This is a genomic window from Streptomyces sp. NPDC013187 (genome assembly GCF_042899705.1).
Taxonomy (GTDB): Bacteria; Actinomycetota; Actinomycetes; order Streptomycetales; family Streptomycetaceae; genus Streptomyces; species Streptomyces hawaiiensis_A.
The window spans coordinates 25,224-47,712 of record NZ_JBIBAF010000012.1 but is presented as its reverse complement, the minus strand read 5'-3'; the positions used below and the strand labels follow the sequence as shown (position 1 = coordinate 47,712).

The following is a 22,489-nucleotide window of genomic DNA, read 5'->3' as shown; positions in this document are numbered from 1 at the left end:
AGCCGACAGCTCCGCTTTACCCGTGTCCTTCCCCGAACGGGTCAGGATTTCGGCAGGGTCTGAACAGCCGGTCCCCAGGGGCCGTACCTCTCGGCAGATCACGAATTCCCCCGGAAGGAACGTCAGCATGACCAGCGAATCAGTTCAGCCGATGTCAGGACCGAGCCGCCGCACCGTCGTGGCGGCGGTCGGCGCGGCGGGGCTCACCGTGGCGCTGACGGCGTGCGGTTCGGAGGACAAGGCGTCCGACCCCTCCACCGAACAGGGTGCCGCCGGTGGCGGCGGGACGAACGAGGGGGGCGGCTCGTCCGCCGGAGCGGGAGCCGGTGGTGCGGCGCTCGCGAAGACCGCCGACATCCCCGAGGGCAGCGGCAAGATCTTCAAGGACGAAAAGGTCGTGGTCTCGCAACCGGCCGCGGGCGACTACAAGGCCTTCTCGACGCTCTGCACCCACCGGGACTGCCCGATGGTGGACCTCAAGGACGACATCATCTCCTGCACCTGCCACGGCAGTCAGTTCTCCGTCCTCGACGGCAGCGTGAAGAAGGGGCCGGCGGTCGAACCGCTGGAGGCGAAGCAGATCAGCGTGAAAGGTGACTCCATCACGCTCGCCTGACGCCACGCGCACGCTCCAGGCACGCCAGCACCTCGTCCGTGGTCGTCACCGTGGCGACCAACGCGAGGGTGTGGCGGATCATCGCGGGAGTGTAGTCGGCGGGCACTCCCGCGATGGCGTCCGCCGGGACGACGACGGTGTAGCCGCGGTTCACGGCGTCGAACACGGCGTTGGGCACGGCTACGTTGGCCGAGACGCCGGTGACGATCAGGGTGCGGCAGCCGAGGTTGCGCAGCAGTGGATCGACGTCGGTGCCCTGCAGGGGGGGACAGCCCGTGCAGACGCCGTACGACGAGATCCTCCTCGGCGACCTCGATCGGAGCGGCCACCCGCACCGCCGGCGTGCCGGTCAGCTGCTGGACGGGCAGCCGTGCGGCGGCACGGAAGAGCCGGGCGTTGCGGCTGGCGCCGCGGCCGTCGGGGCGGCGCTCGGCGATGGCGTGGACGACCTGGACCCCTCCGTGGTGGGCGGCCGCCACCAGACGGGCGACGTTGGCGAGGGCGCCGCCGACGCGTGCCTGTTCGGCGAGTTCGGGCAGCGCGCTGTCCGCCCCGACGACGCCTTCCTGGCACTCGACGGTGAGCAGCACGGTGGTGAGCGGTTCGAGGAGTTCGCTGAGCGCTGTGCACGAGGGCACGATTTTCCCCCTGTCACCAGCGGCCGGGCGGGCGAGCGTAGCGACCATTGCGCACGGACGGAAGAGCACTCATCCTTTTCTGACGTGATGTCAGAGGATCTCCTCTGGCACGACGTGGGAGAAAGAGGGGGAGCATGACCGTCACGCAGCAGCGCAGGGGCCGGAAGATCATGATGACGCCGGGCGAGCTGGACGAGTTCCTGACCACCCAGCGCACCTGCCGGGTCGCCACGGTGTCGGCCGGCGGGGCGCCGCACGTGAGCACGCTGTGGTTCGCCTGGGACGGCACCTCGATGTGGCTGTACTCGGTCGTACGCAGCAAGCGGTGGACCGACCTGCGGCGCGATCCGCGGGTGGCGATCGTGGTCGACACCGGCGAGGAGTACGACGAGCTGCGCGGCGCCGAGCTGTCGGGCACCGTCGAGTTCGTGGGCGAGATACCTCGCACGGGCGAGCTGCGCGCCGAACTCGACGTCCCCGAGGTGCTGTTCGCGCGGAAGAACTTCGGCCTGGAGGAGATGCCGCACGACGGCCGGCACGCCTGGATCCGACTGAGGCCCGAGAAGATCGTCTCCTGGGACTTCCGCAAACTGTCCGGGCAGTAGCCTCCGCCCGGAACGTCAGCCGACCCTCTCCCCCGCCGCCCGCAGGGCCTTCACCGCCGCACGGATCGACGGACGGCGGTCCGCGTCCGCGCGCCAGACGACGTACACGTGCCGTCGGACCCGCTGACGGAGGGGGACGGTCACGACACCGGCGGGCACCGGGTGGCGGCCGAGCAGCGGGGCGATGCACACCCCGAGGCCGGCGGCGACCAGGGCGAGCTGCGTGTGTGTCTCGGCGGCGCGATGGCCGACGATCGGCTCGACGCCCTTGGAGCGGAGCGTGAACATGAGCCACTCGTGGCAGAACTCGCCGTCGCCCCAGGTGATCCACTCGTCGTCGGCGAACTCACCGAGGTCGACCTCCTCGCGCTCCGCGAGCCGGTGGTCCACCCGCAGGGCGACCTCGGCCGGGTCGTCCAGGATCGACGCCTTGACCAGGCCCTCGGGCAGCGCCATCGGCTTGTTGTACCAGTCGAGCACGACGGCGAGGTCGAGGTCGCCGCGCACGACTCCGGCGATGCCGTGCTCCGGCTCCAGCTCGCAGGAGCGCAGCCGGAGCGCGGGGTGCTGCTCGCGCAGTGCGGCCAGCGCGTGCGGGAACAGCCCCCGCGCGGCCGTCGGGAACGCCGACAGCCGGAGCTCGCCGACGACCTGCCCGCGCTGCGCCTCCAGATCGGACTGGGCGAGTTCCACCTGGGACAGGATGCGCGCGGCGTGCTCGGCGAGCAGCCGGCCCGCGTCGGTGAGCCGCACGCCTCGGCCGTTCTTGGCGAGGAGCTGCTGACCGACCTCCCGCTCCAGCTTCGACAGCTGCTGGGAGACGGCGGACGTCGTGATGTGCAGGCCCTCGGCCGCGCCGCTCACCGAGCCGTGCCGGGCGAGGGCGTCGAGGGTGCGCAGGCGCTCCAGGTTCAACATGTAAGCAATGCTACGCAATACCGGGTGCGAAATCTCGATTGTGCTACGAGGTTCCGTTGGCGCATCGTGGCTGCCATGAGCACCGTGACCACGCCGGCCGACCGGGCCGCCACCGCCCCGCCCGCCCCGCCCCGCCGTCTCCTCGACTGGCGCCTGAGGTTCGCCGCCCTCTCTCTGATCTGGGGCTTCAGCTTCCTCCTCATCAAGGTGGGCACCGAGACCTACGCGCCGTTCCAGGTGACGCTCGGCCGGCTGGCGTTCGGCACCGCGGTGCTGGCCGCCGCGATGGCGGTACGACGCGAGCGGCTGCCGCGCGGGGCGCGAGTCTGGGGGCATCTGACGGTCGCCGCGTTCCTGCTGAACGCCCTGCCGTTCTCGCTCTTCGCGTACGCCGAGCTGACCATCCCGTCCGCCCTCGCGGGCATCTGCAACGCGACCTCGCCGCTGTGGGGCATGGCGCTGTCGCTGGTCGCCCTGTCGGAGGACCGCCCGACCCGGGTGCGGGTGGCGGGGCTCGGGCTGGGGTTCCTCGGGGTGCTCACGGTGCTGGGGGTCTGGCAGGGCTTCCACGGGCTGGACGCCACCGGCACGGCACTGGCCCTGCTGGGCTCCCTCAGCTACCCGATCGGCTGGATCTACGTGCGCCGCACCCTCGCCGGCACCGGCCACTCGCACCTGTCGATGACCGGTGCGCAACTGCTGCTGGCGACGGTGCAGCTGGCCGTCGTCACCCCGCTGTTCACGACCCTGCCGACCCGCGTGTCCGTCGTGCCGCTGCTGGCGATCGCCGCCCTGGGCGCGCTGGGCACGGGCCTCGCGGTGCTCCTCCAGTACGGCTTGGTCGCCGAGGTCGGTCCGACGACCGCCCAGATGGTCACGTACTTCATCCCGGTCATCGCCACGGCCGCGGGCGTCGCCCTTCTCGGCGAGGGGCTCACCTGGTCGACGCCGGTCGGGGCGGTGATCGTGCTGACGGGAGCGGCACTCACCCAAGTCAGGCCGAAGCCCCGATTGGCGTCTCGCCTCTAGGTGATCGATCCCAAGGGGTCACCGATCGTAGGCGGCCAGTGAGCGTAGGAGGGCTGTCCGGTGTGGTCGTCGTGCCAGATGGCGGCGGTCAGGGCGAGGATCCGCTGCAGGACGTGGGCGACGACGCCGCCGGGCGTGTGCTCAGTCACCTGAAGAAGCGGCTGTGGCTGGCGATCGAGCGGACATTGGTGGAAGGGCTCACGCGGGCTTTCGCCCTTGCTGACCTCCGCCCGGATCTGATGCGTTGCGATCCGCACGCACAGGAGCCCAGTGGCATCAAGGACCCAACCGGGTCCGGCTACGTTGCTGGTCCCGCCGGTTGGCGGGCAACGCCGGCACCGCGCCGCTGCAACCGCCTCTGGAGCCGCTCAAAAGCCAGGTGTCTGCCGTCTTTCGACCCAGTTCTCCGTCGAGGGCGGTCGCGTCCGGCAGCTGCGCGATGCCGGACCGCACCTCGGGAAACAAGGGCGCCCGGGCTGTGCCCTGGCGCGCACGCAGCTCCAGGCGCCCCTCATCCAGGCAGAGCAGCGCCCTCCAGCCATCCCCATTCCCCTCGACGGCCCGCCCCGAATGAGGTCGGGATCGGCAAGGGGGGCGAGCATCGGGCTCGAGTAGCGTCCGCATGCGACATGCCCTGACTCCGGTCCGTTCTTCCCCGGACCCCATCGGCCTTCGGCGAACCGCTCCGCACTCACCGGCGAATGCCTCGCGGGGTACGGGCGGCCGCCGGTACCCCGCGGCGGTTCGTCCGAGGCCGTGTCGAGGACTCAGGGCATCATCTCGTACGCCCCCGACAGCGCCTCGACGCGCTGCCAGACGCGCTCTGAACGCGCCTCGTCCACCGCCGGGCGCCGGACGGCGCCGAGTGCCCAGAGCTGCTGCTCCTCGGTTGCGGAGTCCTTGCCGTGCAGCTCGACGGCGTGCGCGGAGAAGTCACGCACGAGGACGGCGAACAGTTCGTCGAGGACGTCCTCCTCCACGCGGGCCAGGGCCGCCTGCTCCAGGACCAGCTGCCCGTGGACGACGAGCGCGAAGAGCTGCCCGACGGCGAGGAGGAGGTCGAGGTCCCTGCTCTGCTCCTCGTCGGGAGCGGCCGTGCGTACGAACTCGCACAGCGCGTCGGCCTGTTCACGGAACCGGACGACGTTGGGCAGGTGGGCGTAGGTGTCGAAGGCCGGCCGCCAGTCGTGGAATCGCACCGAGCCGAGGCCGCGGGCCGGGCCCTGGCGGAAGAGGAAGTCGTCGTCGGCCGCGTCGAGGCGGGTCGGGACGGGCTCGTAGGCGACCGGGTCGAGGAGGTGGTTCCGCATGAACTTGAGGATCAGCGCCAGGTTGACGTGGACGGTGCCCTCGAGCTTCGGCAGGCCGCGGATCTCGACGGCGGCCTGGGCGAAGTAGTTGTCCTTCTCGAAGCCCTTGGCGGCGATGACGTCCCACATCAGGTCGATGACCTTCTCGCCCTCGGTGGTCACCTTCATCTTCGTCATCGGGTTGAAGAGGAGGTAGCGGCGGTCGTCGGGGCCCGCGGTGCGGAAGTAGTCGACGGCGCGGTCGCTGAACAGCTTCATGCCGACGAGCCGGACGTACGCGTCGGCCAGCTCGCGCCGCACGTGCGGGAAGGCGGTGACGGGGCGGCCGTAGAGGATGCGGTTCTGCGCGTGGGTGACGGCCTCGTACATCGCGTGCTCGCAGATGCCGATCGAGGCGGTGCACAGGTTGAACTTGCCCACATTGACGGTGTTCAGGGCGGCGTCGAAGGCTGCTCGGCCGGTGTGCAGGATGTCTTCCGGAGCTACGGGGTAGTCCTCAAGGTGGAACTCGCTGACGTACTTCGAGGAATCGACGACGTTCTTGACCAGGTGGTATGCCGGGTGGCGGCTGTCGGCGGCGAAGAAGACGTAGCCGTTGGGGCCCTCGACGTCGGTGCGGCGGCCGAAGACGGACACGAGCCCGGCGGCGTTGCCGTTGCCGATGTAGTACTTGGAGCCGGTCGCCCGGAAGCCGCCCGTTCCGTCGGGCTCCAGGAGCATGTCGGTGGAGTAGATGTCGGCGCCGTGGGCCTTCTCGGACAGGCCGAAGGCGAACACCTCGCCCTGGGAGAGCAGTTCGGCGGCGCGGGCACGGGCGGCGGGGTTGTCGCTCTGCCAGACCGGGCCGAGTCCGAGGATGGTGACCTGCCAGGCGTACCAGTAGTCGAGGCCGTAGAAGCCGAGTATCTCGTTGAGGGCGGCAATGCGGGCGGTGTCCCAGCGCTTGTCGCCCTCGCCCTCTGCGGAGGCGGAGGCGGGGGTGAGGAAGGTCGCGAAGAGCCCTTCCTTGGCGGCGAAGGCGAGGAAGTCGCCGAGCCAGGCGCGGGTCCGGTAGTCCTCGATCAGCCGGCGCTTGCCGCGCTCTTCGAACCAGTCGACGGTGGCGCGCAGCAGCCTGCGGGTCTCCGGGTCGAAGTGCGCGGGGTCGTATGTGCGCGGGTTGAAGAGCAGCGCGTCGGTCACGGGTGCCGCCTTTCGGCTGGGATGGATGAGGGTGGGTCCGGGCACGGTCCCGGTGAGGGCCCGCTCGGCAGGTCAGTGTTCGGCGTCGAAGCGGGCGAGTGTGGCGAGGACGTCGTCGAGCCAGGCGATCATCATGCGTTCGTACGCGATGCCGCCGCGCAGCACGACGTGCTGGAGTTCCTGTTCGGCGTCGAGCGGACCGTCCGCCGGTGGCTCCCCGAAGTCACGGGCCTCGCCCGCGAGGTAGTGAGCGAGACGGCTGGTGTGGGCCTGCCGGTGCCGCTCGACCTCACTGATCAGAGCTGCCGGATCGTCGAAGGCGGCACCCCGGATCTTGACTGCCAGGTCGTGCCGTACGCTCTCCGGCTCGGTCGGTTCGCTCAACCATGCGGAAAGCGCTTCCCGTCCAGGCTGGGCGACGGAGTACTCCTTCTTGTCCGGACGCCCGTACTGCGGGACGTCCCGGGCGTCGACCCAGCCGTCGCTCTCCATCCGCTTGAGCACGCGGTAGATCTGCTGGTGGGTGGCGGTCCAGAAGTATCCGATGGATCGCTCGAACCGCCGGGCCAGCTCGTAGCCGGAGCCCGGCTTTTCGAGCAGGGAAACGAGGATCGCGTGCTCGAGCGCCATGGAGCGATCCTCCTATGCACCTCGTTGCATAGCAAGCTTCCGTCGTGAGACACGGCTCACCCGGGGCAGGTCGCGCAGATCATTGCCGACGGCAGCGTGCCCGGGGCGGGGAAGCCGGGCGGGGCGTGCTGGGCGGCACTCAAGCCGGCCGAACTCGCCGCACAGCGGCTGACCTTCGACCAGGCCGTGGACGAGGCCGCGCTGATCGAAGCCGTCGCCGATCGCGCGCCACGGCCGCCCCGTGGCCCGGGACACGGCCACCTCGCAAGCGACCGAGGTGCCCGTTCCCGCAGGGAGTTGCGGCCTCGCTCTCAGCGGCGACGGCCGGACCGCCGCCGTGAGCACGAAGGACGGCGGCGTGCAGGTGTGGCGCGGCACGGCCCACTGCACACGTTTCCGCCCGGGCGTGTACGGCTCCGGGTCTGCGCCCTCAACCTCGGCGCGGCCGGGACATCGCTCGCCCCGACGCTGACGACGGCCGGCTCCGCGTCGCGCGGATCTCGCAGCACCCGACGGGCCGTTCCCCGATCCGGCCGTGCTGGGGACCCGCACCCACGAGGGTCGCGCCATCACCCTGTCGCCCGAGGCGCGACTCTCGCGAGCGGGGCAACAACCAACGGGGGCGGTTGTGGGACCTGCGGCCCGACCGGACACCGCACCGCGCGTGCCGCGCGGTCACCAGGCGGCCGTCGGCACGGTCGCCTTCTCCCCTCGGGCCCGGGGCTCCTCCACCACGTCAACCCGCGGATCGAAAGAACGCGTCAGCTGACCCGAAGGCCGACCGCCAGCGTCAGTTCGAGGACTCGGTGCGGCGATGCGAGATCCGGAAAAAGCTCCCGCAGTTGGGACATCCGGTACCGGACGGTCTGGGGGTGGATGAACAACGCCGCCGCCACCTCTTCCCGCCTGCCCTGGTGCAGCAGCCAGGCCCGCAACGTCTCCTCCAGCCGCCGGGCCGTTGCGACAGGCAAGGTCCGCAACGGTGTGAGGGCTCGGGCACGCAGGTCTGCGAACGCGTCCGCGTCGGCGCTCAGCACCAGCTCGGGCAGGTGGTCCTCGGTGTCGCGAATATCAGAGGAGAGGGAGCGCGCGCGTACGGCTCGGGCGTATGACGTGGACGCACGAGTCCATGGCCGGGCCGGGCCGACCACGGCGGTGCGGTCGGTCAGCTGCCGCAAGAGATGTGATCGGTCCGCATCGGGAACGAGCAGCACACCGGTGGCGTCCGGCAGATCGTCGAGGACGAGGGTGCTCGGGTCGAGCGCGCGGTAGACAGGTCGGGCCTGGGCGGCGGGCAGCAGGACCACGGTCAACGAAACCGGAGGCTGCCATCCGGCCCGTTGAGCAGAGGCCAGCAGCACGTCCGGGCTCGCGCCGGCGAGGAGGTCGCGGGCCAGGTGTTCCAGGTGGCGCTCCTGGGCCCGGCCCTGGGCGGCCAGTTCGTCGGCGTGACCCGCGGCGCTCGCGGCGGAGAGCTCGTCGATGTAGGCGAAGGTAAGTTCGGCGAACTTGGCGACCTCTGCGGCGGGCAGACCTGCGGGCACGGCACCCGCTGCCAGGCATCGCCAGGCCACGCGGGCGCCGACGCGGTAGGCGCTGAGGAGGGCATCCATCGAACGGCCGTCCCGGACCTCGCCGCGGCCCAGCTCGTAGGCGGCGTCACCGGCGTCACCGCCTGTGGCGTTCCCGCTCGCGAGGTCCAGGTAGTGCCCCAGGGCGGTGCGGACGGCTCGGCGGATGGTGGCGCCCATGTGGCCCGACAGGGCGTTGGCGTAGGGAGGGACCTCGTCGATGATCGCCTGGACGACCTCGTCGGCGGTGGTCTTCAGCGTGGCCCGAAGTGCGGTGACCGTCGTCTCATCCAGGGTCAGTTCGCTGGCCCTCCGGATTGCATGGTTCACGTTTCTATTCCCTGCGAACAAGTCAGTCGACCAGATTCACGTCCTGCGGTCAGGACTTTACGCCCTGAGGCGCAGCAAGCTGGAGTCATGATGAGTACAGCCCTCCGCAGCAGGGCGTGGAAACTGCTGGAGATGGTCACGACGCCGCTGCTGCCGTCGGACTACCTCGACCTGGTCAGCCCGCTGCGCGCGGGCGCTGACCTGCGTGGGCGCATCGAGGCGGTGCACCCCGAGACGGGTGACGCCGCGACCCTTGTGATCAGGCCGGGACGGGGCTGGCGGGGCCACACGGCCGGTCAGTACGTGCGGATCGGTGTCGACGTCGACGGGGTGCGCCTGTGGCGCGCTTACTCGGTCACCTCACCGGCAAACCGCCGGGACGGCCGCGTCACGATCACCGTGAAGGCGATCCCGGACGGCAAGGTCAGCAACCACCTGGTCCGCCGGGCGAAACCGGGCACGCTGATCCAGCTCGATCAGGCGACCGGTGACTTCGTGCTGCCGCAGGCCGAGCCCGCCAAGGTGCTCTACCTGACGGCCGGCAGCGGCATCACGCCGGTGATGGGCATGCTGCGCGACACCGAGCTCAACGACGTCGTCATGGTCCACTGCGCGCCACAGCCGCAAGACGTGATCTTCCGCAGCGAACTGCACGACTTGGTTGCGGACAAGAAGCTGCAGCTCACCGAGGTGCACACCGACATAGACGGCATGCTCGACATCGCCCGTCTCGACGAACTCGTGCCCGACTGGGCCGAGCGCGAGACCTGGGCTTGCGGGCCCGCGGGCCTGCTCGACGCCGCCGAAGAGCACTGGAGCGAGCACGGCGTCCCGGAGCGCCTGCACACCGAACGCTTCCGCCCCAGCGTCGTCGTCGCCGGTGACGGCGGCGAGGTCACTTTCAGCGCTGCCGGCAAGACCGTCAACGCGGACGGCGCCACGCCGTTGCTGGACGTCGGCGAGGAGGCCGGCGTGCTCATGCCCTCCGGGTGCCGCATGGGCATCTGCTTCGGCTGCGTCACGCCGCTCAAGGCGGGCGCCGTCCGCGACCTGCGTTCCGGCGAGATCACCGAGGCCGAGCCGGGCGTCCTCATCCAGACCTGTGTGTCCGCCGCGGCGGGCCCTTGCAGCATCGAACGGTAGGAGCACCTTGACCGCCATCGACCCCACCGCACACCTGACCGCGGAGCAGATCGAGGAGCTCGGCCGCGAGCTGGACGCGATCCGCGACGAGGTGATCGCCGGCCGCGGCGAGAAGGACGCCGCCTACATCCGCAAGGTCATCTCGGCGCAGCGCACGCTCGAGCTGGTCAGCAGGGGCGTGCTGCTGTTCTCGATCTTCCCGCCCGCGTGGCTGATCGGCACCGCCGGTCTGTCCGTGGCGAAGATCATGGACAACATGGAGATCGGCCACAACATCCTGCACGGCCAGTGGGACTGGATGCGGGACCCGAAGATCCACTCCACCACCTGGGAGTGGGATCACGTCTCGCCGGCCGATCAGTGGAAGCACTCGCACAACGAGCTGCACCACACGTACACCAACGTGATCGGCAAGGACAACGACCTCGGCTACGGCATCATGCGCGTCGACGAGGACCAGAAGTGGCACCCGTTCCACCTCGGCCAGCCGCTGTGGAACTTCATCAACGCCTGCTTCTTCGAGTACGGCATCGCAGCGTACGACCTGGAGCTCGGCAAGAACCTGCACAAGCGCCGCCGCAAGAACCCGGAGTTCCGCGCGCGGGCCAAGGCCGTGGGGCGCAAGATCCGCAAGCAGGTGCTCAAGGACTACGTGATCCACCCGCTGCTGTCGGGCCCGTCGTTCCTCCCGACGCTCGCCGCCACGTTCACCGCGAACCTGGTCCGCAACATCTGGTCCCACTCGGTGATCATGTGCGGGCACTTCCCCGAGGGCGTGCAGGTTTTTGAGCGCCGGTCGATCAAGGGGGAGACGCGCGGCCAGTGGTACCTGCGTCAGATGATGGGCTCGGCGAACATCAGCGGCAGCAAGGCCATGCACTTCATGACCGGCAACCTGTCGCATCAGATCGAGCATCACCTGTTCCCTGACCTGCCGAGCAACCGGTACGCCGAGGTCGCGGTGAAGGTGCGCGCCTTGTTCGAAAAGTACGAGCTGGAGTACGTCACCGGGCCGCTGCCCAAGCAGGTGTTCTCCGCATGGCGCAAGGTCTTCCGGCTCTCGCTGCCGAACAAGAAGCCCAAGATCAAAACGCCGGCCCGCGAGCAGGAGCTCGTCTCGGCCTGATTCCCGGTATCGGTTCAGATCCTTCGGCCGCACCAGCCCTAGGGCGGTATCCGAACGGGAATCAGCGGGGTAGACGCTGGCCACCGAGGGGTCCTGCCCCTTGCGCTTGCCCGGTGTCCAGCGTCTCCTCGGTGATGACCGGCGGGCGGCCGCCGTGCTTGCCCTTGCGGGATGCCATGTCGAGCCAGTGCTGCGGCGCCGTGCGAACGGCGAGCCAGCCGGAGTGGGCACGTGCTCTCCCCACCATCGAGCGAGCAGGACCCGTCAGGCTGGCCCCGGCTAGAACTCAAAAGCCCCGTGCCTTCATTCATGCGCGTAGCGCTGGAAGGTGCCCGCCCAACCGATACCGGACCTGCGCAGGATTTCGGAGACGCCTAATCACTGCCGCGGTCGTGAGGCTCAGGCACAGCAAGGTGAGGGCCGCTGTTCCGTACGCCGGCAGATTCGCCGGCGGGTCCTCCACCCAACCGCGGGAGAGGACCCGCGAAGGCTGTTGAGGGTCGTACGTGACGAGCATGGCCTCATCACGGTGGACGTCGGGATACATCCCGGCGTAGTCCGAGATCTTGACCTCGTCTCCAGCCAGAGGACCGCTTGCGAGGCGCACCTTGACGTACTGGGGCTTGGAGTCGACACCGACGACGGTGGCAGCGGAAGTGACACCCCTGGAGCGCAGGTCCTCTGCCAAGGAGTGTGACGGGAACCAGAAGAGGGCGGTCATCCCGAGGCACAGGAGAGACATGCCGAACATAGTCAGGATCACGCGGCGTTGTGGGGGCTTCGGATCTGGCTTCCACCCCGCTGCCCTGCCGGCCGCCTGGCGTGCCGTTTTCACGTGCGGTGGAAGCTGATGCTCATTGGCCGGACGCCTGTTCTTCTTCTCAGCCACAGCTGGATACCTCGTCTAGTCGCGCGGGGCCCGCGGCCCGGTCGTTGTCACGCGCGGGTTCGGTCGCACAGGCCCCGCGGCTCAGTCGTAGCTGCGCGCCGGGGCCGGGCCGAGGGCCGAGGCGATCGCGTCGGCCAGCCTCTCGATCTCGCCGTCGACGAGCGTCGAGACGGTGACCCGGACTCCGGGCGGCGCGCTCAGCCGGAAGCGGGCACCGGGGGCCACGGCCCATCCGGCGTGCAGCAGCCGGGCGACGGCGCCGGTCTCGTCCGGCACCGGCACCCAGACGTTCATGCCGCTGTGCCCGCAGGCCGCGACACCGCGCCGTTCGAGTGCCTTGATCAACGCGCCCCGTCGCCGCCCGTACGACGCCGCCACTGCGGCGGTGTCCACCGCCCCGTCGGTCCACAGCCTGACCAGGGCCCGCTGCATCAGCCGGCTCACCCAGCCCGGACCGAGACGGTGCCGCCCGCGGACCCGGTCGACGGTGACGGTGTCCCCGGTGAGCAGGGCGAGACGCAGGTCCGGGCCGTACGCCTTGGCGGCCGAGCGCACGAACGCCCAGTGCCGGGTGACTCCGGCCAGGGGATGGAGGGGCACGTCGACGATGCCGTGGCCGTGGTCGTCCTCGATCAGCAGGGTCTCCGGATACTCCCGGAGCACGCCCCGCAGCGCACGCGCGCGTGCGCTGCTCACCGCCGCGCCGGTCGGGTTCTGCGCCCGGTCCGTGACGATCAGGGCCCGCGCCCCGGCCTCCAGCGCCCGGCGCACGTCCTGGGTGCACGGCCCCTCGTCGTCGACGCCGACGGGGACGGTCCGCAGCCCGAGCGCGGGCACCAGGTCGAGGGTGCGACCCCAGCCCGGGTCCTCGACGGCGACGGTGTCACCGGGCTTGAGGTGGGCCGCCAGCACCCGTTCGACGCCGTCCAGGGCCCCTGAGACCACGGCGAGCGGCCCGTCCGGCACCCCGTCGGCGTCGAGTCCGGCACGTGCGATCCGGGCCAGCTCCGGTTCGACGGGGGTGTCGCCGTAGAGGACGGGCGCCCGGTCGCCCTCGGCGGCGGCCGCCGCGAACGCGCCCGCGAGCGTCGGCAGCAGCGCGGGGTCGGGATTGCCCTGCGCGAGGTCCCGCACCCCCTCGGGGACGTCCACCCGGAAGTGCTCCCGCCCGGTCGTCGCCGGTGCGGGCCGCACCCGGCTGCCGCGCCGCCCCGCCGTCTCGATGACCCCACGCTCACGCAGGGTCCGGTACGCGGCCGCGACCGTGTTGGGATTCACCCCCAACCGCTCCGCCAACTCCCGCATGGGAGGGAGCATTTGGCCCGGCTGCAGCTCACCGGCTCCCACCGCGCGCTCGATGCTCGCGGAAATGTCCGCTGCGCGACGCCCACTGATCCGATACTCTCCTAGCACAAAGCCAATTATGCACTAGTGCAATGGAGAGCGCCATGCAGGGGACCGCGCAGACGCCGTCGCAGCCCGACACCGCCTACACGCCGACCGACCGCACCGTCCCCACCCGCTCCCCGGACCGGGCCGCGTACGACAAGGACCTGGTGCACTCGATACTCGACGAGGCCTACGTCTGCCACCTCGGGTTCGTCCGCGACGGGGCGCCCGTCGTGCTGCCCACGCTCTACGCCCGGGTCGGAGAGCGGCTGTACGTGCACGGCTCGACGGGCTCGCGTCCGCTGCGGGCGGCCGGTCAGGCCGATCCCGGCCTGCCGGTCTGCCTGACGGTCACCCACGTCGACGGTCTGGTCCTGGCCCGCTCGGCTTTCCACCACTCGATCAACTACCGCTCCGTGGTGGTGCACGGCGTCGCCCACGACGTGACGGACCCCGAGGAGAAGCGGCAGGCCCTGGACGCGCTGGTCGACCACGTCGTGCCCGGCCGCTCCGCGGACTCGCGCCCCGCCAACAAGAAGGAGCTGGCCGCCACGGCCGTCATCCGCCTGGATCTGGACGAGGTCTCCGCGAAGCTGCGCACCGGCGGCGTGAACGACGAACCGGAGGACCTCGCCCTCCCCCACTGGGCCGGCGTCGTCCCGGTGCGGCGCACCTACGGCACCCCGCTCTCCGACTCCGCCCTGGCCCCCGGCACCGAGCTGCCCGACTACCTCCTGCGCAGACAGGAGGCGTAGGCCGCGGTTCCCCGCCTCACATGGCCATCACCGGCTCCTCCCTCTTCCGCGCGCCCCAGGCCTCCCCCACCGCCAGGCCCGCCACCGAGCCCAGCATCAGCAGGGTCCCGGCCAGCGTCGCCGCCGTGAGGTGCTCGCCGAGCAGGACGACGGCGAGCCCCGCCGCGCTCACCGGTTCGAGCAGCATGATCACGGAGACGGTGGCGGACCGGACGACGGCCGCGCCCGCGAAGTAGAGGCCGTAGGCGAGCGCCGTGGGGACGGCGGCGACGTAGAGCAGCAGGAGCACGAGCCGGCCGGGCTCCTCGGTGTGCGGCAGCAGTCCCTCCGCCAGGGCGAACGGCAGCAGGCACAGGCTCGTGACGGCGAAGGCCCCGGTTGTCGTCCGGGTGGCGTCACCTTCGCCGTCGCGCCCCCATCGGCGGGTGAGCAGCGTCATCGCGCAGTATCCGGCGGCGGACAGCAACGCGAGCAGCACACCCACCGGGCGAACGGTCGTGCCGCCGCCTCCGAGGACGAGGACCGTGAGCCCGGTGAGGGCGCCCAGGACGGCTACGGCGCCGCCCCGGCCCAGTCGCTCGGCCAGGGTCAGCCGGGCGCCGAGCGCGATGAGGACGGGCCCCGCGCCCAGCGTGACGACGGTGGCCACGGCCAGGCCGGTGGCGGAGACGGCCGCGAAGTACGCCGTCTGGAAGACGGCCAGCCCGAGCCCGGTGACCCCGGCCCGCAACGCCCGGACGCCGAGCGGCTGTTGGACGGGGCCCTGGGCGCTCGGGCGCAGCAGCCGCACGGCGAGCAGCAGCACGAGGCCGGCGGCGCAGCGCCAGAAGGAGAGGGTGACGGGCCCCATGTCGCTGGCCCGGTAGACCAGGGAGGCGGCGGCGCCCGCGGTGCCCCAGGCGACACCGGCGACGATCAGATAGAGGAGGCCTCGCCCGATGGGCAGGCCGGAGACAGTGTTCGACACGTGTTCTCTCCGCAGACGCGCACGGCATACCGCGCCCGCGTCGGGCGGCGGCAGGGTGCGCGGAAGTTCGGGAAGGGCCCCGGATCAGCCGGGATCAGGGGTCCACGGACTTCGTCTGCGGGCAGCACCGTTCCGCGCGTCGGCGCATCGCCGGGCGCGGTTTCCGGAGGGCCCGCCTCAGGCGGCCGGAGGCGGAAGAACGCGTGCGGAAGGCATGATCGGCACCTTAGGCGCTGGTCCCGCGCCGGGACAATTCCCTTTCCGGGCCGCCGCTCGCCACCGGCTGCCCGGACCCCTTCGAGGGCGTCGAGGACTGCGCGATGAACGCGCCCACCAGCACGATCGCGCCGCCGGCGATCTGTGGCGCCGAGAGGTGCTCGCCGAGCAGGACCCAGGCCAGGACGGTGGCGATGACCGCTTCGAGACAGGCCACGACCCCGGCGACCTGCGGAGAGAGCCGGCGCACGGAGACCACACCGGTGACGTAGGCGACCACCGTGGCGACCAGGACGATCCACGCCAGCAGCACGACGGCGGCGACAGGCCTGCCGTCCATGCTGGCGGTGCCCCCGAGCACCGACCAGTTCATGGTCCAGGGCCGGGCGACGACGGTCAGCACGGCCGCGCCGACCAGCAGCCCGTAGGCGATGACGCCGAGCGGGTCGGGTGCCTCGTCCCCGGCGTCGCTGCCCTGGTCGGACAGGACGAAGTAGCCGACCTGGCAGCAGGCCGCGCCGAGCGCGAGCAGCAGCCCCAGGGCGTCGAACCCGAGGCCGGACCACACCTCCACGACACAGGCGAGTCCGCCGACGGCGAGCACGACCCCGACGGCCGCGGCGCGCGTGACGGGCCGCTTCTGCACGAACCGCACCCACCCCAGCACCAGCGCGGGCGCCAGGTACTCGATGAGCAGCGCCACCCCGACGGGGATCCGGGAGAGCGCCGCGAAGTAGCAGGCCTGGACACCGGCGACGGCCAGCAGCCCGAACCCGGCGAGCAGTCCGGGGCGCCTGCGCACCAGCGCGCGGTGACGCACGGCCAGCGGCAGCATGACCAGGGCCGCCCCGGCCACCCGCAGCCACACCACGTGCAACGGGTCCAGACCCGCCTCGATCAGCGGCTTCGCCGCGACACCGGATCCGCCGAAGGCCACAGCGGACAGGAGGGCGAGTCCGAGCCCCACGCCCCTGCCGCGCCCGCTCACGCTGCTGTCAGTGGTACGCACCGCCACATGATGACAGGCCATGACAGGAGCGTCATCCCCTATGACACCTGTCTCACGGCCTGGACGGACGACCGGCCCGACGCCGTACCGCTCAGTGGGCGGCGGCTTCGCCGCATTCCCGGGCGCTGCCGGACCGGCCGTCGAGCCGCGTGAGCACCTCGCGCGGATCGATGCCGGCCCGTCCGAGCACCTCGACGGCGCGCGCCTGCGGGTCGACGACGATCGCCGCGAGCAGATCGGTGCCACGAGCCGGTCCGCCACGCTCGGCGGCACGCTCGCGGGCGTACTCCATGCACGCGGCGGCGAGCGGAGAGAAACCCGCCGTCTCCGTCACCACGGGGACCGCGCCGGAGTCCTCGACTCCGCTCTGCCAGCGCAAGCCGTATCCGATGCTGCGCTGGACGAGATAGCCGAGCAGGCGCGCGATCTGCGGCCCTTCGACGAAGGCGGCACGCGCCTCGGGATCGGACTCCAGCAGCGAGTGGAGCAGATGGGCGGTGTCGATCTGCCGGTCGCCGTCCCGGACGGCCCGGCGTCGGGCACCACCGACCACCGACGCCAGCTCGTCACTGAGCCTGGCATCGTTGTCCACGCGCTGGATGCCGTGTTCATGGGCCGACTGCCGGGGGGTACGGGGTTGCACCTTGCCCACCCCATCAGTCACGCAGGGCCGCGTCATCCACGGTACGAAGCATTTCCACGTCCCACGAGAAGTGGACTCCGCCGGCCGGAATCTCCTCCTTGCGGAGGAGATCAGGCAGATTCGGGTGGAGACAGCGGTCGGTCTGACAGTCCGTCAGTATTGAACATTGCGGCCGCCGCGGCTACGTTCCGCGGCACCCGGCCCGACACGGAGAGGTGGTCGCATGGCCGAAGTCAGCGCGGAAGCCCGCATCGGGGCGCCGGCCGGCACGGTGTGGGCGAAGCTCACCGACTGGTCCGCGTACGGCGAATGGAACGCGACCCACACGAGCTTCCCGGCGGGCGGCCCGGAACCCCTGCACGTGGGCGCGACGTTCCAGGAGAACATGCGGCTGATGAACTTCCCGGCCGAGGTGGCGTGGACCGTTGAGGAACTGGAACCGGCGCGGGTGCTCGCCATCCGCGGCAAGGGCCCGATGGCGGTGACCGTCGCGACGCGCTACACCCTGACGCCCGACGGCGATGCGACGACGGTCCGCATCGACGGCGAGTTCACGGGTGCGACGGTGTCCCTGATGGCGGGCAAGCTCAAGGACTCGGCGACGGCCGCCCTGCACGAGTCGCTGCGCAGGCTGGACCGGCTGGTGACCTGAGACCCCGGCACGCCGAGGCACCCCCGGACCACTCCGGGGGCGCCTCTTGTCCTACGCGGTTCAGTCCCCGTCTGTCCTACCCGGTTCAGCCGACGTCTGTCCTACGCGGTTCAGTCCTCGTCTGTCCTACCCGGTTCAGCCGACGTCTGCCCTGCGCAGTTCAGCCGACGTCTGTCCTACGCGGTTCAGTCCCCGTCTGTCCTACCCGGTTCAGCCGACGTCTGCCCTGCGCAGTTCAGCCGACGTCTGCCCTGCGCAGTTCAGCCGACGTCTGCCCTGCGCAGTTCAGCCGACGTCTGTCCTACGCGGTTCAGTCCCCGTCTGCCCTACCCGGTTCAGCCGACGTCTGCCCTGCGCAGTTCAGCCGACGTCTGCCCTACGCGGTTCAGCCGACGTCTGTCCTACGCGGTTCAGTCCTCGTCGGCGAGGATGAGATACAGCTTCTTACGGGCCTCGTTGATGACACCGAGGGCCTTCTCCCGCTGTTCCTTGCTGCCGGTCTTCCAGACCTGACCGAAGGCCTCCATCAGACCGAAGCCGGCCTGGCGGATCTCGCCGAGAGCCTCCCAGTCGACCCCGCGGGAGGCTTCCTCCCAGGGAGCCTCGGGCCCCTCCCCGGCGGCCTCGCGGCCCGCCTCGGTGAGTGAGAACAGCTTCTTGCCGCCCTCGGACGCACTGACGATCAGCCCCTCGTCCTCCAGCAACTGGAGGGTGGGGTACACCGAGCCGGGGCTGGGCTTCCACGCCCCGCCACTGCGCTCGGCGATCTCCTGGATCATCTCGTAACCGTGCATCGGCCGGTCCTTCAGCAGGGCCAGGATGGAAGCACGTACGTCACCGCGCCGCGCCCTTCCCCGGGGCCCCCCGCGCCCTCGGCCGCCCCATGGGCCCGGACCGAAGCCCGGCCCACCGGGCCCACCCCAGCCGGGACCGCCAGGGCCACCCGGCCCGCCCGGCCCGAAGGGACCGAAGGCCGCACGCAGCCCTTCGAAACCGCCCCGACCGCGGTGCGGGCCGCCGTGTCCATGTCCACGCTCGAATCCGTGGGTACGCATCGCAACCACTCTCCATTCCATCGTTGATCTGTCGCGATGCTTCAACGATATATCGGAAACGGTCGACCGACAAGGCCTCTTCGGAGTTTCCCGCCGGTGGAACCGGGCCAGTGGGTGCGAATTGGCCTTGGCCTGCTGCTTGGTGGGCGTCCTAGCGTCGGGGCATGCGGATCCGAATCGTCGACGCCTTCACCGATCGCCCCTTCTCCGGCAACCCGGCCGGGGTCCTGCTCCTGTCCGGCGCGGACGCCTTCCCGGACGACACCTGGCTGCAGAACGTGGCCCTGGAGGTCAACCACGCCGAGACGGCCTTCGCCCACCCGCTTCCCGAGGGCTCCGAGGCGGACTGGGCGCTGCGCTGGTTCACTCCGGCCACCGAGGTCGCGATGTGCGGCCACGCCACCCTCGCCACCGCCCACGTCCTGCACACGACCGGCGCCCACACCGGGCCGGTGCGGTTCGCCACCCGCAGCGGCGTCCTCGCCGCCACGCCCGCGGCGGACGGCTCCGTCACCCTGGACTTCCCGACGGCCCCGCTCACCCGGATCGACCCGCCCGGAGGTCTCGCCGAGGCGCTGGGCACGGAGGTGCTCACGGTCCTCGACACCGGCCCGAACGTCGGCGATCTGCTCGTCGAGGTCGCCGACGAGAAGACGGTGCACGCCCTCACCCCGGACCTGACGGCCCTCGCCGCCCACTCCGAGCGCGGTGTGATCGCCACGGCCCGCGCCGAGGACCCCGCGGGAGGCTACGACTTCGTCTCGCGCTGCTTCTTCCCGAACGTGGGCATCGACGAGGACCCGGTGACCGGCAGCGCCCACACGGCACTCGCCCCGTTCTGGTCCGAGCGCCTGGGCCGCCCCCGCCTCACCGGTCTCCAGGCCTCACCCCGCTCCGGCCGCATCCTCACCGAGCTGCGCGGCGACCGCACTCTGCTGACGGGCACGGCGGTCACCGTCATCGAGGGCGACCTGCTGGCCTGAGACGAGCGAAGGGGCGTACGACGGTGTCGTACGCCCCTTCGCTCACCGCTTCACGCCGTCGGCAGCCAGCCCACCTTGCCCGCCAGCAGCGCGTACCCGACGAACGCCCCGATGTCGAGCAGCGAGTGGGCCACGACGAGCGGGCCGACGCGTCCCCAGCGGCGGTAGAGATACACGAAGACGACGCCCATCACCATGTTCCCGATGAAGCCGCCGATGCCTTGGTAGAGGTGGTACGACCCGCGCAGAACGGCGCTGCCGGCCAGCGCGGCGGTCGGCGTCCAGCCCAGCCGGCTCATGCGGCGCAGCAGGTAGCCGACGACGATCACTTCCTCCAGCACGGCGTTCTGGATCGCCGAGAGGATCAGCACCGGGTACTTCCACCACACCGCCGGCAGTGCCTCGGGCACCACGGTGAGGTTGAAGCCGAGGCCGCGGGCCGCCAGGTAGAAGGCGATGCCGGTGCTGCCGATGACCGCGGCGATCGCCGCTCCGCGGCCGAGGTCGGGCCAGGGGCGGGTGCGGTCGAAGCCGATCGTGCGCAGGCTCGCGCCCTCGCGGAGCAGGAAGTGCGCGACGAGTGCGACGGGGACGAGCGCCGTGGTGATCCCGAAGAGCTGCCAGGCGAGGTCGAGCCAGGGCCGGCCCGGCGCGGCCGAGGCGTTCATGGTGGCCGCCTGGTCCTTGAGGCCGCCCGGCTTGGTGACCGACCCGATGAAGCTGATCAGCGCCGACAGTGCGCTCGCGCCGAGCGACAGTGCGAGGACCAGCAGCGTCTCGTTGCGGAGCATCCGCCGTGAGAGCCCCTGCTGGGGAATGGAATCGCCCACCGGGCTCGCCTCCGCCTGCACACCCGCCTCCACTTCACCGACCTGTCGGATCAGTATGGCGGCAGCGGGATGTCACCCCTGCGGCGGCGTCGGCCCGGCGCCACGGGCTCGCGGCGTCAGGCCAGTGAGACGGGCTCCCGCGGCGTCAGGCCAGTGAGACCGGCTCCGGCAGTCCCACCGGCCAGCTGTGCACCGGCTCGCCCTTGTGCATCAGCTCGCGGTAACGCCGGGTCGTGGCGGCCAGCGCGTCCTCCCGGGTCAGGCCCGCGTCCAGTGCCTTGTGGAAGGTGGCGGCCTGCCAGCTCGCCCCGTTCACACGACGCCGGCAACGCTCCTCGATCACGCCCAGGTACAGATCGCGGTCGGCCGGCTCGACACCCCAGGCGTCCAGCCCGGCCTTGGCGAGCGGCAGCAGCTCGTCGCGGATCAGGCTCACCGCGTCGACCTGGGTGGTGCCGCTGTACCGGCCGCGCCGGGGCCAGGTGAAGCGGGCGTCGATGCCGTCCTTGCACGCGGCGTCGAAGTTGGCGGCGGCCGCCTCGAAGGACAGCCGGGACCACACCGGCCGGGACTCCTCCGCGAGCGCCCGGACGACGCCGTAGAAGAAGGCCGCGTTGGCGACGACGTCGATGACGGTGGGCCCGGCCGGCAGCACGCGGTTCTCGACGCGCAGATGCGGGACGCCGTCGGCGATGCCGTACACCGGGCGGTTCCAGCGGTAGATCGTGCCGTTGTGCAGGACGAGTTCGGCGAGCGAGGGCGTACCGCCCTGGTCGAGGACCTTCAGCGGGTCCTCGTCGTCGCAGATCGGCAGCAGGGCCGGGTAGTAGCGCAGGTTCTCCTCGAAGAGGTCGTACGCCGAGGTGACCCAGCGCTCCCCGAACCAGGTGCGCGGCCGGACGCCCTGGGCCTGGAGCTCGGGCGGGCGGGTGTCGGTGGACTGCTGGAACAGCGGGGGCCGCGACTCGCGCCACAGTTCGCGCCCGAAGAGGAAGGGCGAATTGGCGCCGACGGCGATCTGCGCGGCGGCGACCGCCTGGGCCGCGTTCCACACGTCGGCGAAGCGCGCCGGGGTGACCTGGAGATGCAGCTGCACGGAGGTGCAGGCGGCCTCCGGCGCGATGGACTTCGAGGTGCAGCTCAGGTGCTCCACGCCCTCGATGTCGAGCGTGAACTCCTCACCGCGGGCGGCCACGATCTGGTCGTTGAGGAGGGTGTACCGGTCGACGTCGGAGAGGTTCGAGGACACCAGGTCGTCACGGTCGAGAGTCGGCAGAATACCGATCATCACGATACCCGCGTCGACCTCGCCGGCTTTCCGGTCGGCATATGCCAGCGACGTACGGAGTTCCTCCGCGAGGCGGTCGAATACCCTGCCTCCGAGGCGGTGTGGAGGAATGTTCACTTCCAGATTGAACATGGCGAGTTCTGTTTGGAAATCGCGACTGGCGATGCGTTCCAAGACTTGCCCGTTCAACATTTTCGGCATGCCGTCGGCGCCCGCGAGATTCAATTCGATCTCCAGCCCCATGAGGTTCCTGGGGCGATCGAACCGCTTCTCCGCCAGGAGTCGCTCCAAGCCCGTCAGGCACTGGCGCAGCTTGTCGCGGTAGCGCTGGCGATCGGACAGGTCGAACCGCCCTGCCACCACCTTCTCCCCCATCGAAGCGTCCCTCCTTGGATGATGCGGGCCGGGATCCGGCCGACGGGGCCCCGGTCAGGTGGAGGATGCCCAGCGAAAGCGATCGATAACGTCCCGGGCGGACCCGGCGACCGCTACTCTGGTCGGGTGTGACCGGTGGCACATTCACTCGGCATGACGCACAGGACAGGTTTCGGGCCCCCGGGCACTCGTGAAAAACGCCGACGAGAATGGGCCGACCGGTTCGCGGACATTCACCGAGGTCACGGTTGTGCACCCCCGCATGGAATCGGGATAATTCTCGCGTATCGCCGACCGAATGTACCCTTGTTCTACTCACCGGAAACGGCTAGACGAAACA

Annotated in this window: 20 protein-coding genes and 2 pseudogenes; 8 read left to right on the top strand and 14 right to left on the bottom strand. The window is 70.8% G+C overall.

The window, feature by feature from the left end; all coding sequences use genetic code 11:
* Positions 1-127: 127 nt before the first annotated feature.
* Positions 128-616, top strand: coding sequence for a Rieske (2Fe-2S) protein (locus ACFY5B_RS25440; RefSeq protein WP_389972874.1), 489 nt, complete (start codon positions 128-130; stop codon positions 614-616).
* Here the strand turns inward: ACFY5B_RS25440 and ACFY5B_RS25435 are convergent.
* Positions 603-1,254, bottom strand: a pseudogene (locus ACFY5B_RS25435) (cysteine hydrolase). The gene ACFY5B_RS25440 and the pseudogene ACFY5B_RS25435 sit on opposite strands and share 14 nt — an antisense overlap.
* 134 nt (positions 1,255-1,388) lie before the next feature.
* On the opposite strand from ACFY5B_RS25435, the gene ACFY5B_RS25430 reads away from it, so the two are divergent.
* Entirely contained in the window at positions 1,389-1,859 is a 471-nt protein-coding gene (locus tag ACFY5B_RS25430) for a pyridoxamine 5'-phosphate oxidase family protein (RefSeq protein WP_389972871.1), read from the top strand.
* 15 nt (positions 1,860-1,874) lie between these two features.
* Here ACFY5B_RS25430 and ACFY5B_RS25425 read toward each other — a convergent pair whose 3' ends face one another.
* Positions 1,875-2,777, bottom strand: a complete 903-nt coding sequence (locus ACFY5B_RS25425) for a LysR family transcriptional regulator (protein ID WP_389972868.1) — start codon at positions 2,775-2,777, stop codon at positions 1,875-1,877.
* 75 nt (positions 2,778-2,852) lie between these two features.
* On the opposite strand from ACFY5B_RS25425, the gene ACFY5B_RS25420 reads away from it, so the two are divergent.
* Positions 2,853-3,806 carry a DMT family transporter gene (locus tag ACFY5B_RS25420; RefSeq protein ID WP_389972865.1) on the top strand — a complete coding sequence of 318 codons (954 nt, stop codon included), beginning with the start codon at positions 2,853-2,855 and terminating at the stop codon, positions 3,804-3,806.
* Between the two features lie 18 nt (positions 3,807-3,824).
* Here the strand turns inward: ACFY5B_RS25420 and ACFY5B_RS25415 are convergent.
* The 4 genes and pseudogenes from ACFY5B_RS25415 to ACFY5B_RS25400 all read right to left on the bottom strand — a co-directional run.
* A pseudogene (locus tag ACFY5B_RS25415) lies at positions 3,825-3,943 on the bottom strand (IS982 family transposase); the annotation flags it as partial.
* Between the two features lie 630 nt (positions 3,944-4,573).
* A complete protein-coding gene (locus tag ACFY5B_RS25410; RefSeq protein ID WP_389972862.1) occupies positions 4,574-6,298 on the bottom strand; it encodes an acyl-CoA dehydrogenase family protein in 1,725 nt (574 codons plus the stop codon).
* 72 nt (positions 6,299-6,370) lie between these two features.
* Positions 6,371-6,928, bottom strand: a complete 558-nt coding sequence (locus ACFY5B_RS25405) for a PadR family transcriptional regulator (RefSeq protein WP_389972859.1) — start codon at positions 6,926-6,928, stop codon at positions 6,371-6,373.
* A gap of 761 nt (positions 6,929-7,689) precedes the next feature.
* Positions 7,690-8,829 (bottom strand): PucR family transcriptional regulator, encoded by a 1,140-nt coding sequence (locus tag ACFY5B_RS25400; RefSeq protein ID WP_389972856.1) that lies wholly within the window; start codon positions 8,827-8,829, stop codon positions 7,690-7,692.
* Positions 8,830-8,916: 87 nt separating this feature from the next.
* Here ACFY5B_RS25400 and ACFY5B_RS25395 point away from each other — a divergent pair, with 87 nt between their 5' ends.
* Positions 8,917-9,972: a ferredoxin reductase gene (locus ACFY5B_RS25395; protein WP_389972853.1), complete on the top strand. Its 1,056-nt coding sequence runs from the start codon at positions 8,917-8,919 to the stop codon at positions 9,970-9,972.
* Positions 9,973-9,979: 7 nt separating this feature from the next.
* A complete protein-coding gene (locus ACFY5B_RS25390) occupies positions 9,980-11,098 on the top strand; it encodes a fatty acid desaturase family protein (RefSeq protein WP_389972850.1) in 1,119 nt (372 codons plus the stop codon).
* Positions 11,099-11,405: 307 nt separating this feature from the next.
* Here the strand turns inward: ACFY5B_RS25390 and ACFY5B_RS25385 are convergent, their stop codons facing one another.
* Both ACFY5B_RS25385 and ACFY5B_RS25380 read right to left on the bottom strand, forming a co-directional pair.
* Complete coding sequence (locus ACFY5B_RS25385) at positions 11,406-11,987, bottom strand: hypothetical protein (RefSeq protein WP_389972847.1); 582 nt, start codon at positions 11,985-11,987, stop codon at positions 11,406-11,408.
* 81 nt (positions 11,988-12,068) lie between these two features.
* A complete protein-coding gene (locus tag ACFY5B_RS25380; protein ID WP_389972844.1) occupies positions 12,069-13,400 on the bottom strand; it encodes an aminotransferase class I/II-fold pyridoxal phosphate-dependent enzyme in 1,332 nt (443 codons plus the stop codon).
* A 35-nt stretch (positions 13,401-13,435) separates the two neighbouring features.
* Here ACFY5B_RS25380 and ACFY5B_RS25375 point away from each other — a divergent pair, with 35 nt between their 5' ends.
* The gene (locus ACFY5B_RS25375) at positions 13,436-14,131 is read left to right on the top strand and encodes a pyridoxamine 5'-phosphate oxidase family protein (protein ID WP_389972841.1); all 696 of its coding nucleotides are present in this window, start codon (positions 13,436-13,438) and stop codon (positions 14,129-14,131) included.
* 16 nt (positions 14,132-14,147) lie between these two features.
* Here the strand turns inward: ACFY5B_RS25375 and ACFY5B_RS25370 are convergent, their stop codons facing one another.
* The 3 genes from ACFY5B_RS25370 to ACFY5B_RS25360 form a co-directional block, all read right to left on the bottom strand.
* Complete coding sequence (locus ACFY5B_RS25370) at positions 14,148-15,098, bottom strand: DMT family transporter (RefSeq protein ID WP_389972838.1); 951 nt, start codon at positions 15,096-15,098, stop codon at positions 14,148-14,150.
* 226 nt (positions 15,099-15,324) lie between these two features.
* Positions 15,325-16,329: a DMT family transporter gene (locus tag ACFY5B_RS25365; protein WP_389973438.1), complete on the bottom strand. Its 1,005-nt coding sequence runs from the start codon at positions 16,327-16,329 to the stop codon at positions 15,325-15,327.
* Positions 16,330-16,414: 85 nt separating this feature from the next.
* Positions 16,415-16,966, bottom strand: coding sequence for a Clp protease N-terminal domain-containing protein (locus ACFY5B_RS25360; protein WP_389972835.1), 552 nt, complete (start codon positions 16,964-16,966; stop codon positions 16,415-16,417).
* A gap of 223 nt (positions 16,967-17,189) precedes the next feature.
* Here ACFY5B_RS25360 and ACFY5B_RS25355 point away from each other — a divergent pair, with 223 nt between their 5' ends.
* Complete coding sequence (locus ACFY5B_RS25355; protein ID WP_389972832.1) at positions 17,190-17,618, top strand: SRPBCC family protein; 429 nt, start codon at positions 17,190-17,192, stop codon at positions 17,616-17,618.
* A gap of 410 nt (positions 17,619-18,028) precedes the next feature.
* Here the strand turns inward: ACFY5B_RS25355 and ACFY5B_RS25350 are convergent, their stop codons facing one another.
* Positions 18,029-18,673 (bottom strand): PadR family transcriptional regulator, encoded by a 645-nt coding sequence (locus ACFY5B_RS25350; RefSeq protein ID WP_389972829.1) that lies wholly within the window; start codon positions 18,671-18,673, stop codon positions 18,029-18,031.
* A 164-nt stretch (positions 18,674-18,837) separates the two neighbouring features.
* Here ACFY5B_RS25350 and ACFY5B_RS25345 point away from each other — a divergent pair, with 164 nt between their 5' ends.
* Positions 18,838-19,656 (top strand): PhzF family phenazine biosynthesis protein, encoded by an 819-nt coding sequence (locus tag ACFY5B_RS25345; RefSeq protein WP_389972827.1) that lies wholly within the window; start codon positions 18,838-18,840, stop codon positions 19,654-19,656.
* 50 nt (positions 19,657-19,706) lie between these two features.
* Here the strand turns inward: ACFY5B_RS25345 and ACFY5B_RS25340 are convergent, their stop codons facing one another.
* Positions 19,707-20,507, bottom strand: a complete 801-nt coding sequence (locus ACFY5B_RS25340; RefSeq protein ID WP_389972825.1) for a CPBP family intramembrane glutamic endopeptidase — start codon at positions 20,505-20,507, stop codon at positions 19,707-19,709.
* A 124-nt stretch (positions 20,508-20,631) separates the two neighbouring features.
* Positions 20,632-22,149, bottom strand: coding sequence for a glutamate-cysteine ligase family protein (locus ACFY5B_RS25335; RefSeq protein WP_389972823.1), 1,518 nt, complete (start codon positions 22,147-22,149; stop codon positions 20,632-20,634).
* Positions 22,150-22,489: the final 340 nt, after the last annotated feature.